This is a genomic window from Klebsiella sp. Ech2A (assembly GCF_030078455.1).
Taxonomy (GTDB): domain Bacteria; phylum Pseudomonadota; class Gammaproteobacteria; order Enterobacterales; family Enterobacteriaceae; genus Klebsiella; species Klebsiella terrigena.
The window spans coordinates 1-12738 of record NZ_JAQGFU010000124.1; the positions used below are offsets into that span (position 1 = coordinate 1).

The 12738-nt window shown below is 55.0% G+C and carries 13 protein-coding genes; 5 read left to right on the forward strand and 8 right to left on the reverse strand.

From position 1 onward, the window contains the following. From otsB to PFH44_RS18910, 4 genes are all read right to left on the reverse strand, one after another. Positions 1-660 (reverse strand): trehalose-phosphatase (gene otsB, locus PFH44_RS18895; protein ID WP_283825808.1); only part of this gene is annotated, 660 nt, incomplete at its 3' end. Between the two features lie 160 nt (positions 661-820). Next, complete coding sequence (gene araH, locus PFH44_RS18900) at positions 821-1801, reverse strand: L-arabinose ABC transporter permease AraH (RefSeq protein WP_045859259.1); 981 nt, start codon at positions 1799-1801, stop codon at positions 821-823. A 15-nt stretch (positions 1802-1816) separates the two neighbouring features. After that, entirely contained in the window at positions 1817-3331 is a 1515-nt protein-coding gene (gene araG, locus PFH44_RS18905; RefSeq protein ID WP_045859261.1) for an L-arabinose ABC transporter ATP-binding protein AraG, read from the reverse strand. A 60-nt stretch (positions 3332-3391) separates the two neighbouring features. Continuing rightward, positions 3392-4372, reverse strand: a complete 981-nt coding sequence (locus tag PFH44_RS18910) for an arabinose ABC transporter substrate-binding protein (protein ID WP_041146259.1) — start codon at positions 4370-4372, stop codon at positions 3392-3394. A 920-nt stretch (positions 4373-5292) separates the two neighbouring features. Between PFH44_RS18910 and PFH44_RS18915 the strand changes: the two genes are divergently transcribed. Both PFH44_RS18915 and PFH44_RS18920 read left to right on the forward strand, forming a co-directional pair. After that, positions 5293-5796, forward strand: a complete 504-nt coding sequence (locus tag PFH44_RS18915; RefSeq protein ID WP_045859263.1) for a non-heme ferritin-like protein — start codon at positions 5293-5295, stop codon at positions 5794-5796. Between the two features lie 442 nt (positions 5797-6238). Beyond that, positions 6239-7756: an MFS transporter gene (locus PFH44_RS18920; RefSeq protein ID WP_283825813.1), complete on the forward strand. Its 1518-nt coding sequence runs from the start codon at positions 6239-6241 to the stop codon at positions 7754-7756. Positions 7757-7794: 38 nt separating this feature from the next. On the opposite strand, the gene PFH44_RS18925 is transcribed toward PFH44_RS18920, so the two are convergent. After that, positions 7795-8046: a DUF2766 family protein gene (locus PFH44_RS18925; RefSeq protein ID WP_041146262.1), complete on the reverse strand. Its 252-nt coding sequence runs from the start codon at positions 8044-8046 to the stop codon at positions 7795-7797. A 79-nt stretch (positions 8047-8125) separates the two neighbouring features. Next, the gene (gene azuC, locus PFH44_RS18930; protein ID WP_113771133.1) at positions 8126-8209 is read right to left on the reverse strand and encodes a stress response protein AzuC; all 84 of its coding nucleotides are present in this window, start codon (positions 8207-8209) and stop codon (positions 8126-8128) included. A gap of 198 nt (positions 8210-8407) precedes the next feature. Here azuC and PFH44_RS18935 point away from each other — a divergent pair, with 198 nt between their 5' ends. After that, complete coding sequence (locus PFH44_RS18935; protein ID WP_283825809.1) at positions 8408-9829, forward strand: MFS transporter; 1422 nt, start codon at positions 8408-8410, stop codon at positions 9827-9829. A gap of 38 nt (positions 9830-9867) precedes the next feature. Here PFH44_RS18935 and PFH44_RS18940 read toward each other — a convergent pair whose 3' ends face one another. Beyond that, positions 9868-10506 (reverse strand): RpiB/LacA/LacB family sugar-phosphate isomerase, encoded by a 639-nt coding sequence (locus PFH44_RS18940; protein ID WP_283825810.1) that lies wholly within the window; start codon positions 10504-10506, stop codon positions 9868-9870. Between the two features lie 435 nt (positions 10507-10941). On the opposite strand from PFH44_RS18940, the gene ftnA reads away from it, so the two are divergent. Further along, positions 10942-11439 carry a non-heme ferritin gene (gene ftnA, locus PFH44_RS18945; RefSeq protein WP_283825811.1) on the forward strand — a complete coding sequence of 166 codons (498 nt, stop codon included), beginning with the start codon at positions 10942-10944 and terminating at the stop codon, positions 11437-11439. 36 nt (positions 11440-11475) lie between these two features. Here ftnA and PFH44_RS18950 read toward each other — a convergent pair whose 3' ends face one another. Next, a complete protein-coding gene (locus PFH44_RS18950; RefSeq protein ID WP_045859273.1) occupies positions 11476-11715 on the reverse strand; it encodes a YecH family metal-binding protein in 240 nt (79 codons plus the stop codon). A 192-nt stretch (positions 11716-11907) separates the two neighbouring features. Here PFH44_RS18950 and tyrP point away from each other — a divergent pair. Beyond that, positions 11908-12738: tyrosine transporter TyrP (gene tyrP, locus PFH44_RS18955; protein ID WP_283825812.1), on the forward strand; the 831-nt coding region annotated here is incomplete at its 3' end.

Here is a 12738-nt window from a genome sequence, read left to right on the forward strand (position 1 = left end):
GCCGACTTTTACCGAAACGCCGCCCAGCTGGTTAACGATGCCAAAACCCGCTTCATCGGTTAAGTCGTCACCGACAAATACCGGCCTGCGCCCCGCGAACGGCGCCTCCTGCATAAAGGCGGCGATCGCCTCGCCTTTGTTTACTCCACGCGGCTTTATCTCGACCACGCACTTGCCCAGCTGCAGCGCCAGCAGCGGATAGCTCTTCACCACCTCCTGGGCCAGCGTCAGCACCGCGCTTTGATGCCGCGGCGCCTGACGGTAGTGCAGAGCAAAAGCCATCCCTTTATGCTCGAGCTCGCAGCCCGGCAGCGCCTCAAGCGCCAGCGCCAGCCGGCCGTGAAGCTCCTTCTGCAGCGCATCCGGCAGGGAAACGATATGCGTATTCCCATTGATATCACGGCGTTCAGCTCCGTGGACGCCGGCCAGCGGCAGCCGGTGAGGACGGGTAAGCTCATCAAGCTCGGCCATTGAGCGCCCTGAAATCAATGCCACCGCCCCACTCTGCTGCTGCACGATCTGCCGCAGCGCCTGAAGCGCGTTAACCGGGATAACAACCTGATCGGGATGAGGTTTGATATCGGCAAGAGTACCGTCGAGGTCAAAGAAAAATGCGCAATTTTCGCTTGGTACAGGCGGTACAGATATCTGGTCAGCCACCCTGAACTCCTCCTTTACATGACCAGCGTTTCGCTGGCTGTTAACGAATTGTTAGCCATGTAAGTATAGACAGTGTGACGGAGCTCGCCATTTTTGATAGTAATCACCAGCGCAGCGGGCGCCGGTGATATTCCAGGATTAAACTGAAAGGTTGGAGTATTTACACGCTACGCTTTGCCTTCTGCTTGTAGCGATCGAATATAACCGCCGCCAGCAGGATCACGCCGCGCACCACGTACTGCGAGAAAGGCGAGATATTGAGCAGGTTCATCGCATTCTCGACGGTACCGAGGATCAGGATCCCGGCGATCACGTACGAAATCTTGCCGATCCCCCCTTTTAGCGACACGCCGCCCAGCACGCAGGCGGAGATCACAATCAGCTCATAGCCAATCGAGGTCATCGGCTGACCGCTGGTCATTCGCGATGCCAGAATAATCCCCGCCGCGGCAGAAACCAGACCGGAAATAACGAAGATAATAATCTTGGTGCGCACGACCGGCACACCTGCCAGACGCGCCGCCTCTTCATTGCCGCCGATTGCCAGAGTATTACGACCAAAGGTGGTTTTGTTCAGCAGCAGACCAAAGATTATCAGGCAGCCCACGGTCAGCCAAATCGGCGCCGGCAGGCCGAACCAGTTGGCGTAGCCGAGGGTGAAGAAGCGCTCATCTTCAATGCCCACCGCTTTGCCATCGGAGATAATATAGGCCAGCCCGCGAACAATCTGCATCGTCGCAAGGGTGGTGATCAGGGCGTTGATTTTCAGCCGGGCGATAACAAAACCGTTGACCAGACCGCTTAACGCCCCCAGCAGCAGGCCGGCGGCAATGCCAATCCACATGCTTTCGGTGAGGTTGATAACCACCGCGGTGGTCACGCCCGCGCAGGCGATAACCGACGCAACCGAGAGATCGAAATCGCCGGATGCCAGGCAAAACAGCATCCCGCAGGCCACCATTCCGGACATCGAAATCGCCAGCCCGAGGCCTTTCATATTGATGAAAGAGGCAAAGTTCGGCACAAAAATCACGCAGCCGATAAACAGCACGGCAAAGACGACCAGCATTCCAAACTGATCCCAGATACGGGCAAAGCTGAAGGCGGATCGACGGGTACTTGAGGTGGTAACAGAGGACATCATAGACTCCTTTACTCAGGCGACCGCCTGGCTCACTTTTGGCATCGCAAGGCTTAACGCCTGCTGTTCATTTGCATCTTCATGCAGCAGCTCACCCGCCACTTCCCCTTCGCGCATCACGACGATGCGGTCCGCAACGCCAAGCACTTCGGGTAAATCGCTGGAGGCAAAGACGACGGCCACGCCGGATGCCGCCAGCGCGTAGATGACGTTATAGATCTCATGCTTGGCGCCGACATCGATACCGCGAGTCGGCTCGTCGAGCAGGATCACCTTCATCTCCTCGGAGAGCCAGCGCCCCAAAATCGCCTTCTGCTGATTACCGCCGGAGAGGTTCATAATCAGCTGCTCGGGTCCCGGCGTTTTAATATTAAGGGACTGAATATGGCGGTCGGCGTTCTGCGCCTCCCAGCCGTTGTTAATCAGGCAGCCGGCGTGAATATGCTTACGCCGGGCGCTGATGTTGATATTGTCGCGCACCGAGTGCACCGGAATGATGCCTTCGGCTTTACGATCCTCCGGACACAGCATCATCCCGGCCTGAATGGCCTGCGCCGGTTTACGAATATCGATAGCTTCCCCGTCGATGTAGACCTGGCCGCCGGTGATGCGGGTTCCGCCAAACAGCCCCTTCATCAGCTCGCTGCGCCCGGCGCCCACCAGGCCAAAGAGGCCGACGATTTCTCCGCTGCGCACCGCCAGGCTCACCGGCGTTCTTACGCCCGGCGCTTTTACCTGCTCCAGGCGCAGGCGCTCGCTGCCGTACTCGCGCGGCTTCCAGCCGTAGACGTCTCCTAAATCGCGCCCCACCATCGCCTGCACCAGCGCATCGTGGCTCACCGTCTGCATATCGTCGAAGGTGCGCACATAGCGACCGTCCTTGAAGACGGTGATCGCGTCGCTCAGGGCAAAGATCTCCTCCATGCGGTGCGAAACGTAAATTATGACCCGCCCCTCCTCACGCAGCTCGCGAATAACCCGGAACAGGTTGTCGATTTCACGGGCGGAAAGGGAGCTGGTTGGTTCGTCAAAGGCGATAACCTTGGCGTTGCGCGTCAGCGCCTTGGCGATCTCCACCATTTGCCATTGGCCGATGGAGAGGTACTTCAGCGGCGTTTGCGGATCGATATCCAGCCCCAGATGCTCCAGCTGCAGCCGCGCTTCGTAGTTAAGAAGCTTGCGGTCCACCATGCCGTATTTATGCGGAAGCTGGCCGAGGTAGATATTTTCCGCGACGGTCATTTCCGGTATCAGGTGCAGCTCCTGGTAAATAATGGCGATCCCGGCGTTAAGCGCCTCGGTGGTGTTGCTAAACGCCATCTGCTGGCCGCGAACCTCCAGGCTGCCCGCGGTTGGTATATAGTTGCCGCTGAGGATCTTCAGCAGCGTGGATTTTCCGGCGCCGTTTTCTCCCATCAGGGCGTGAACCTGGCCGGCATAGCAGTCAAAGCTAATATCGGACAGCGCTTTAACGCCCGGGAAAGTCATGGTGATGCCGCGAAATGAGAGATAAGGGGTAGACTGTTGCATAACGACTCCGTTCTACTGCGCTCAGCCTCCCGCCGCTGCGGGAGGCATGGTTAGCAGGCCTTACAGCCCTTTTTTCGCCAGCTCTTCTTTGAAGTTATCGCGGGTAATCAACACGACATCGGTGACCGCCGTGAATTTCGGCGGTTCGGCGCCCTTGGTTACCCAGTTGTAGAGCATCTCGCTGGTTTTGTAGCCGTGAATATCCGGGCTCGGCAGCAGGGAGCCGTAGAAGCCGGTGGCCTGCGCCTTGGAGAGCTCGTTGACCGCATCCACGCCGTTAATACCGATACCAATCACGTCCGGAGCCTTGAAGCCCTGCCCTTCGGTGGCGCGAACGCCGCCCAGGACGGTGTTATCGTTCATCCCGACGATCAGCCAGTGTTTGACCTGCGGGTGCTGGACCAGCATCGAGTTGCCGGCATCGAAGGCGCCGGGGATATCGTTGGATTTCGTCGGCACGCGGTAGATCTGTTTATCCGGGAAGCCGGCGGCTTTCAGGGCATCCAGCGAACCGGTGGTGCGGCGACGCGCGGTATCGAGCTCATCGGCGGTAATCGCCATCACCCCGGTATCCTTCACGTCCCAGCCGCGTTTTTGCATCTCTTTATAGAGCTCCTGGCCCTGACGAGCGCCAATCTCGCTGGCCGCCATCATCACCAGCGGAACGCTCTCCATCGGTTTGCCTTTGGCGTTAACGAACTGATCGTCGACGGTGATGACCTTCATGTCATAGCCGCGAGCTTTGGCGACAATCGCCGCCCCGAGCTTCGGATCTGGCGTACAAATAACAAACCCCTTCGCGCCGCTGGCGGCCAGGCTGTCGATCGCGTTAAGCGTTTTTTCGCCGTCCGGAACGGCGATTTTAATCACCTCAAAACCTAAATCTTTGCCGGCCTTATCGGCAAACTTCCACTCAGTTTGAAACCACGGCTCTTCCGGCTGCTTGACCAGAAAACCGAGCTTAAGCGTTTCCGCCATAGCTGATTGTGACATAACCGCAGCGAGACCGATCGCCGCCAGCGCTTTAGTAAATTTGTGCATGGTAAACTCCAGCTTAAATTCGCTTTTATGTAGGGAAATATCGGTTCTAAAAATTTTTATCAGACTTAAAACAAGGTATTAGAAAAATCTCATCCAACGATGCCGTTGTTGAAATAGTAATAGCCGGAAATCAATTCTCCATACGAGAGCGTTATCACATCGCAGAATTACAGTAATTGAGTGCATAAATTCAGCGAAAAAAGGCATAAAAAAAGCGCTAATTGTCAGACAATTAGCGCAGACTCCAGCAGCATTATCCATATCACCAGCAGAGTTATCCCTGTGACGCATTTAGCGCAGCGCGCCCGGCATGCGGACCCGCAATCGACGCCAGTGGTTGCCCTCCCCCGGCCCCTTCTTCCCGGCAAGGTCAGGCGCTACGCACGGCATCACGATTTATTGACACAATCGTCATCGCCTTGAAATATTATTTCACGGTATTCGGCAATAAAAATTAAAAAATGATCCAGCGCAATGTTGCGCCAGCAGCTCCGTGACAATTAAATGACGCTGTTAAATATACGACACGTTTATTTTTATTAAGCGCTGCTCATGTAAATATCATACAACTACGTAATATGACTGAAGGGTTTGATAAGACTGACGAATAAACCGATTAAAATCAAATTTAATCAATACCTTAAATGAAAATTAATTTAATGAAGATGCTAATCAATAGCCTGCTATCAGCGGATGGTGTAACTAAACGTAAATCCTTCCGGTTAAGAGTTTTCTTAAGTAAATTCTGAGAGTATTCTATATTTGTGGATATCGGAAATATCATTTCTGGCCACTCATGGAGAGCGCGGAATTATATTATTCCGCCAGTAAAGTTTCGTGTGAAGGTCTCGTAATGAAGCTGTTGGGGGCGAAAGCTCTTAACTCGCGAAGACCCCCTTCCAGATTAATAAGGATATTTTATGGTAATTGCAGGAATGGCTCAAAAGCTGAATAACCAGATGAATCTTGAGTTCCGCGCCTCGAACTCGTATCTGCATCTGAGCGAGTGGTGCGCACAGCAGCGCCTGAACGGCACCGCGACGTTTCTCCGCACCCAGGCGCAGTCCAGCGTCACGCTGATGATGCGGGTATTCGAATTTATGAAAAAGGGCGGCGAGTGGCCTATCGTGAAGGCCGAAGGTACCTATCATCAGGAGTGCAGCTCCCTCGAAGATCTGTTTACCCAGACTCTTGCCGACTATGAACAGCGCAGCAGCCTGCTCGCCGGTCTGGCAGAAGAAGCTAAAGCGCAAAGCGATGATTCCACCTGGCGCTTTTTGACCCTCTTAGAGAAAGAGCAGCAGCAGGACGGCATTCTCCTGCAAACCGTTCTCGACGAAGTGCGTAGCGCCGATAAAGCCGGCATCTGTCTGCAGCAAACCGACCGCCGCCTGATGGACCTGGTGGCGCAGCAGCGCCATTAATCCGGCTTAGGCAAACGCCTTCAGGCTGGCTAAAGTCAAAGGGAACCACCGCTCCAGGGCACCGTTCAGGCTATTAATGAAAGGTGCCCGATAATTCACCTCCCGCTCCGTTCCGCCATCGCCCTGCCAGTCCCGTCTGAGAGCCCAGCGGCCAGCCTTCGGCATCGCTTCAGGCCTCCTCCCGCATGGTCCGCACGCTCCCCAACCCTGACATTTTTGCGCTCCGCAGCCGTTTGTTATTCCTAAAAAGCATTAAAAACTTTTAAGCCGATCGCATTACTGCGCAGCTAAATCGCCTGACCGATGATTAGTGACGGGGATCACTTTTTAAGCCATGAGTTAATAATATAAAAACACCGTTTCAAAAATTTAAAACAAGAGGTTTATATTAATGGCAAGATACGCGGCTTCAGCCTCGCAAGGGCTGCAGGGAAGACCGATTTTGTTACGCCATCAGCTCGCCTACGGCGGCGGCAATCTACTGGGGAGCGGCGCGCTGGCAATCAGCGGCGCCTGGTTACTCTATTTTTATACGACATTTTGCGGGCTGACGCTGATCGAGGCCTCGTTAATTTTCTCGATCGCCAGCATTATCGACGCCATTAGTAACCCGTTAATGGGCTATCTTACGGATAACTTCGGTAAAACCCGGCTCGGCAAACGCTTTGGCCGGCGGCGCTTCTTTTTGCTCATCGGCATTCCGCTGATGATGTTTTACCCGCTGCTGTGGGTAGAGGGCCTCGGCTTTTGGTACTACCTCAGCACCTACGTGATCTTCGAGATTATTTATACCTCAATCATGGTACCTTACGAAACGTTGGCCACCGAAATGACCGACGATTTCTCATTACGTTCTAAGCTCACCGGTTATAAAGCCATTTTTGGCAAGCTGGCAAACTTCCTCGCGGCCTTTATTCCGGGCCAGTTCATCCTGCTGTACGGCAAGGATTCCGCCACCCCGTTCTTCCTGACCGGCCTGACCTACGGCATCATTCTGATCGTCGCTATCTCCTGCCTGTGGTACTGCAGCTGGGAGCGTCCGCGGGAAGAGGAGAGCAGCGTCAGCGGGAAAAGAGGGCTGCTCAATACGCTGCTGCTGCTGGCTAAAGATATGCGTTCGACTTTTTATTTACGCGTCTTCCGCAAGCATCTCGGCATGTACCTGTGCGGTTTTGGCGCGGAATGGCTGTTCGCCTCCATCTTTACCTATTTTGTTATCTTCGTTCTGCAGCACGATCCGGCGATGGTTGCCGGGCTGAACAGCCTGAACTCGATTCTGCAACTGGTCTCTACCGCGCTGTTCATCGGCCTGTGCGTGAAAAAAGGCTTCAGCAAGCCCTATATCCTCGCACTGAGCATCGTCATTTTCTCGGTACTGCTCTACACCTCGCTGTGGTTTTTCCATCTACCGGCGCACCTCGCTACCGTGCTGATGTTCGGGATCACCGTCCTGTTTGGCCTCGGAACCGGCGGCGTGTACTACATTCCGTGGACCGTTTATACCTTCCTTGCCGATGTCGATGAGATTTACACCGGCCGCCGTCGCGAGGGAATTTATGCCGGCGCCATGACCTTCTCCGGGAAAATACTGCGCTCCATCATCGTCTTCGCCATGGGGGCTATTCTCAGCTTCTACGGCTTCCAGTCGAAGGCGCACACCCAGCCGGAAAGCGCGGTTACGGCGATTGCCGTGGTGTTCTGTAGCGGAGTGGTGGTGCTGGCTCTGGCCGCGATCGTATTCAGCAAGCAGATGAAGCTGGATCGTAAAGCCCATCTGGTGGTCTTACAGGAGGTTGCGCGGATCAAAGCGGGAGGCAAAATCGGCGATATCGCGCCGGAGGTACGGGTCGTCGTTGAGGATCTCGTCGGCCATCGCTACGAAGAGTGCTGGGGTAACAGCAAGCTGTTTAGGGATGAAGAGGCTACACCGGCCCGTTCCGCCGTCTCCCACCAGGCCTGATGGATACCCCGCCGCCACGCGTGGCGGGGTAAAACCAATTAGTGGGCTTCGCTTTGCGGGGTGAACTTCAGCTCAATCAGGGCGATCGCTTTTTGCACCGCACGCATCGTAACCGGGTCGGACGATGAAGGATGGCTTGAAAAATCAATCGCTTTAAGCTGAGTCGCCATCTTTTCGCGGACCTCTACAGGGGCGATAACGTCAATGACATCGAGGATCTGTTTGATAACCAGCTGACAGGCAACCACGTCGGAAACCAGCTCGTCTTGTTCGGTAAGGTGTTGAGACATTTTTTGCTCCTTTTTGCAGGAGCGTAATAGTACCCTAAATCTGCTGAGATAAAAAAACCTGCCGCAGCAGGTTTTTTTATCAGAACATGCCGGCAGGCGGCACATCTTTGAAGGTCTTGCAGTAGGTGTCAAAAATGCTTTTCAGAATCTTGCGCAGCTTCATGGCGTCACTCCGGTTTTGTTATGCAGGTGTTAATGCTCGTTCGACTATAATATGACCGCCATCACAAAAATCAATTTAAATGTGCGCCAAATCACAAAAATAATTGCAGACTGAATTTTAAATTTAACAAAAAACGAGCGGAGCCGGAGCGTTCCCCCTCTCCTGCTCACGATCTCAGCAGGCTATGGCAACAACATAATGACGACAAACATCTCCGCCCGGGAAGACCGGGCGTTCTCGGCGCCAGCGCTGCTGGTCGCCGGGGCCTTTTTCATGGAGTTTCTCGACGGAACGGTGATCGCCACCGCGCTACCGGACATGGCGAAAGATTTTGGCGTGGCGGCGGTGGATCTCAATATCGGGATCAGCGCCTACCTGATTACGCTGGCGGTGTTGATCCCGGCCAGCGGCTGGATAGCCGATCGCTTCGGCGCGCGCAGGGTCTTCACCCTCGCGCTGGCGATTTTTACCCTTGCCTCGGTGTTTTGCGGCCTTTCCACCAGCGTCGATACCTTCGTCGCCATGCGTATTCTGCAGGGAATGGGCGGCGCGTTGATGGTCCCGGTCGGCCGGCTGGCGGTGCTGCGTACCACCCCCAAGCACCAGCTGATTAAGGCCATTGCGACGCTGACCTGGCCGGCGCTGGTGGCGCCGATTATTGGCCCGCCACTGGGGGGCTTTATTACCAGCTACGCCAGCTGGCACTGGATTTTCTTTATTAACGTCCCGCTGGGTCTCGCGGCGATGGCGCTGTCGCTGCGAATTATTCCCGATATTCGCGAGGAGGAGCGGCGCCCGTTCGACCTTCCCGGCTTCCTGGCCACCTCGGTTGCCATGGTCAGCCTGGTCAGCGCCATGGAGATCCTCGGCGACAACCGGCCCGAGGGCTGGCAAACCCTGGCGCTGCTGGGGCTTGGGATCGGCTGCATGCTGTTCTCGCTGCGCCACTTCCGCCGCGCCGCCTGGCCCATGGTGCGCCTCGATGCGCTGCAGGTCCCCACGTTCAGGGTCACCATGTACGGCGGCTCGCTGTTTCGCGCCTCCATCAGCGCCGTGCCTTTCCTGCTGCCGCTGCTGTTCCAGGTGGGATTCGGCATGGATCCGTTCCACTCGGGTCTGCTGGTGCTCGCCGTGTTCGTCGGTAACTTCACGATTAAACCCGCCACCACGCCGCTTATCCGCTGGCTCGGCTTTCGCCGCCTGCTGCTGATTAACGGCGCGCTCAACGTTCTGTCGCTGCTGGCCTGCGCATTTTTGACTCCGCAAACGCCGGCGTGGTTAATCCTGCTGATCCTGTTCCTCGGCGGCGTTTTCCGCTCGATTCAGTTCACCGGCATTAGCACACTGGCCTTTGCCGATGTGCCCTCCCCGCAGATGAGCTACGCCAACACTCTGTTCAGCACCGCGTCGCAGCTGGCGGTTGGTTTAGGGATAACGCTTGGCGCGATAGGTATTCGTATCGGGGAAAAGCTGAGCGAATGGCTAAGCCTGTCGACTCTGCCCGGCATCAGCTTTCGACTCTCGTTTGTGTTTATTGCGCTGATTTGCCTGGTGGGAATGGTGGATAGTCTGAAGCTGACGGCGGATGCCGGAAGCAGCGTGTCGAACAAGAAAACGTAAGCGAAAGCAAGGCCAGCCGTAGCTGGCCTTGTCGAGGATTAACCGACGATGTCGCGAACGAACGCTTCGATCTCTTTATCCTGGCAATTCTCGAAGAAGCACTGCTGGAAGCGCGGACCTGAGACGGCGGTTTTAACCAGTTCCGGGTCGATAGCGCGCAGCGTGTCGAGGTAATTCTCTTTCACCACCGCCGCTTTCACCGTATTCAGAATACCGGCATTGCGCACCTGCGGCTCTTTACGCTCCGGCGGATAGCCTTCCCCGTTACGGCCGGTGAACGCTTTTTCGAAAATAAAGCGCACGTTCAGCTCTGCGCCCCAGCCGAAACCTTTCGCAAACGGCAGAGAGAGCGCGTTGCCGTTGTTGATCTGGGCAAACAGGAAAGCGTCGGCAGGATCGATACAGTAGCCGCACACCACGCCCGGATGAATATTCAAAGACATCAGCGCGCCCTGGCCGGTGCCGCAGCCGGTGACCACGAAGTCCACCGCTTTGGAATTCAGCAGAATGCTGGCCATGATGCCCAGATGAATATAGGTCAGGTGATGATCGTGCTCATCGCTCATACCCACGTTGTAAACCGGGAAGCCTTTCTCGTCGGCAACGGCGTTGAGCTCGTTGAGGATGATGGCATTTTTGCTTGCCTGGCTGTTTTCCATCATCAGTGCAATTTTCATGCTTTACTCTCCTGAATGCTTTGCGGGTACTTCCGCGATAGGTCGTTAACGTTGGTATGACATTACTACTTAACAAACACACTTTCAAATTTTATGAAAAGTTGTTTTATAAATTACGTAGCGCTTCACACTTTTGCCCTCCAACCCCGTCCCCCGCTCTTTGCGCCTCCGCCTCCCTGCCGCTCCCCGATCGGCAAAACCCGCGCGAGGCCCTCAGCGGCTCGTCATTCGCTTGCGCATATTGAGCCGTCTCGGCGCTATTTATTAAATATCAATTAAAACCATTCTCATTAATTATTAAATTGCCAATGCGTTTTATTCCCATTTGCATTTTTAATAAATAAAGTTTTTAATTTACTTTTTGCAAATAAATAAATAACAAATTATAGTGTGCGCACAATAATCTTAATTACCTATATTTTCGGAGCACGCGCTATGCTGAAAACAGAAATGATCGATAAGCTCAATGAGCAGATGAACCTTGAACTCTATTCCTCTTTGCTTTATCAGCAAATGAGCGCCTGGTGCAGCTACCATAGCTTCGAAGGTGCGGCGGCGTTTCTTCGTCGTCACGCTCAGGAAGAGATGACCCATATGCAGCGCCTGTTCGACTACCTGACCGACACCGGCAGCCTGCCTTGCATCAACGCCATTGCCTCGCCGTTTGCCGAGTACGCATCGCTGGATGAGCTGTTCCGCGTGACCTACGAACACGAGCAGCTGATTACGCAGCAAATTAACGCCCTGGCCCACGCCGCGATGTCTGCACAGGACTATCCGACCTTTAATTTCCTGCAGTGGTATGTTGCCGAGCAGCACGAAGAAGAGAAACTGTTTAAATCCATTATTGATAAACTGACCCTCGTCGGTAAAAGCGGCGAAGGTCTGTACTTTATTGATAAAGATCTGGCAACGCTCGATACGCAGAAATAATTATGCCGGCGACGATGCTTCGGCATTGTCGCCCCGCTAATGCTGACAGATTTTACTTTCGCTGGTATTAAACCCGGCGTCTGCGGCAATAAACTTGCCCTTCTTCTGTAGAAATATCACCAGCTCCCCGGCGGTGAGGTTTTCCGCCGAACAGGTGTGAAAACGGGCCTCGTCGCCAAAGCGAGCGACTATCGCCGCTTCCAGGCTGGCAACGCTGTAGGCTTCGCCCGAAGCGATCATCATCTGCAGTACTTCATGACCGTGAATAGATTGCATAACTCCTCCTGTAAAGCAGCCACGATAAACCACCTTATGGTTTCAGGCTTTGCGCCAGCGCAGCATTAGCGCGGCTACCGGGCTGTAAACTTTTACTGACAAGAGCTGTAACCCTCATTTGACGAATCTGCTGATTTCACATACTCTGCGCGACATATTTTATTGTTAATTCCTTCATGGATAGAGAGAAACGTGAAGAACCGCACTCTAGGTAGTATTTTAATCGTGGCAGGGACCACTATTGGCGCAGGGATGCTGGCAATGCCTCTGGCATCCGCTGGGGTCGGCTTCGGCGTCACGCTCGGGCTGCTGATCGCCCTGTGGGCTTTGATGTGCTATACCGCGCTGCTGCTGCTGGAGGTCTATCAGCACGTACCGGCGGATATGGGGCTGGGCTCGCTTGCCGCCCGCTACCTCGGGCGCTACGGGCAGTGGATCACCGGTTTTTGCATGCTGTTCCTGATGTACGCCCTGACCGCCGCCTACATCAGCGGCGCGGGGGAGCTGTTGGCCTCCAGCCTGAACCAGTGGCTGCAGTGGGATCTTCCACCGGCGGGCGGGGTGCTGCTGTTTACCGGCATTGGCGGAGCGGTGGTTTGCCTCGGGACCTCGCTGGTCGATCTCTTCAACCGCTTTTTATTCAGCGCCAAGATTATTTTTCTCGCCATTATGCTGGCCCTGCTGCTGCCGCACATCCATCAGATAAACCTGCTGACCCTACCGCTTCAGCAGGGGCTGGCGCTCTCGGCGATCCCGGTTATCTTTACCTCTTTTGGTTTTCACGGCAGCGTGCCGAGCATCGTCAGCTACCTTAACGGCGATATTCGTAAGCTGCGGCGGGTGTTTATCATCGGCAGCTTTATCCCACTGGTGGCCTATATTTTCTGGCAGCTGGCGACGCTGGGCAGCATTAGCTCTCCGACCTTTGCCGCCCTTCTGGGACAGCATGCGGGGCTGAACGGCCTGCTGGAGGCTATCAGAGAAGTCGTCGCCTCACCGCACGTTGAGCTGGCGGTGCATCTG

Bases quoted from the DNA above. Each gene is read 5' to 3' on its own strand.
- PFH44_RS18935 (WP_283825809.1), top strand. From the start codon at position 8,408: ATGACGACAAACATCTCCGCCCGGGAAGACCGGGCGTTCTCGGCGCCA.
- azuC (WP_113771133.1), bottom strand. From the start codon at position 8,209: ATGAAGCTGCGCAAGATTCTGAAAAGCATTTTTGACACCTACTGCAAG.
- PFH44_RS18915 (WP_045859263.1), top strand. From the start codon at position 5,293: ATGGTAATTGCAGGAATGGCTCAAAAGCTGAATAACCAGATGAATCTT.
- araH (WP_045859259.1), bottom strand. From the start codon at position 1,801: ATGTCCTCTGTTACCACCTCAAGTACCCGTCGATCCGCCTTCAGCTTT.
- ftnA (WP_283825811.1), top strand. From the start codon at position 10,942: ATGCTGAAAACAGAAATGATCGATAAGCTCAATGAGCAGATGAACCTT.
- PFH44_RS18950 (WP_045859273.1), bottom strand. From the start codon at position 11,715: ATGCAATCTATTCACGGTCATGAAGTACTGCAGATGATGATCGCTTCG.
- PFH44_RS18940 (WP_283825810.1), bottom strand. From the start codon at position 10,506: ATGAAAATTGCACTGATGATGGAAAACAGCCAGGCAAGCAAAAATGCC.
- PFH44_RS18910 (WP_041146259.1), bottom strand. From the start codon at position 4,372: ATGCACAAATTTACTAAAGCGCTGGCGGCGATCGGTCTCGCTGCGGTT.
- PFH44_RS18925 (WP_041146262.1), bottom strand. From the start codon at position 8,046: ATGTCTCAACACCTTACCGAACAAGACGAGCTGGTTTCCGACGTGGTT.
- araG (WP_045859261.1), bottom strand. From the start codon at position 3,331: ATGCAACAGTCTACCCCTTATCTCTCATTTCGCGGCATCACCATGACT.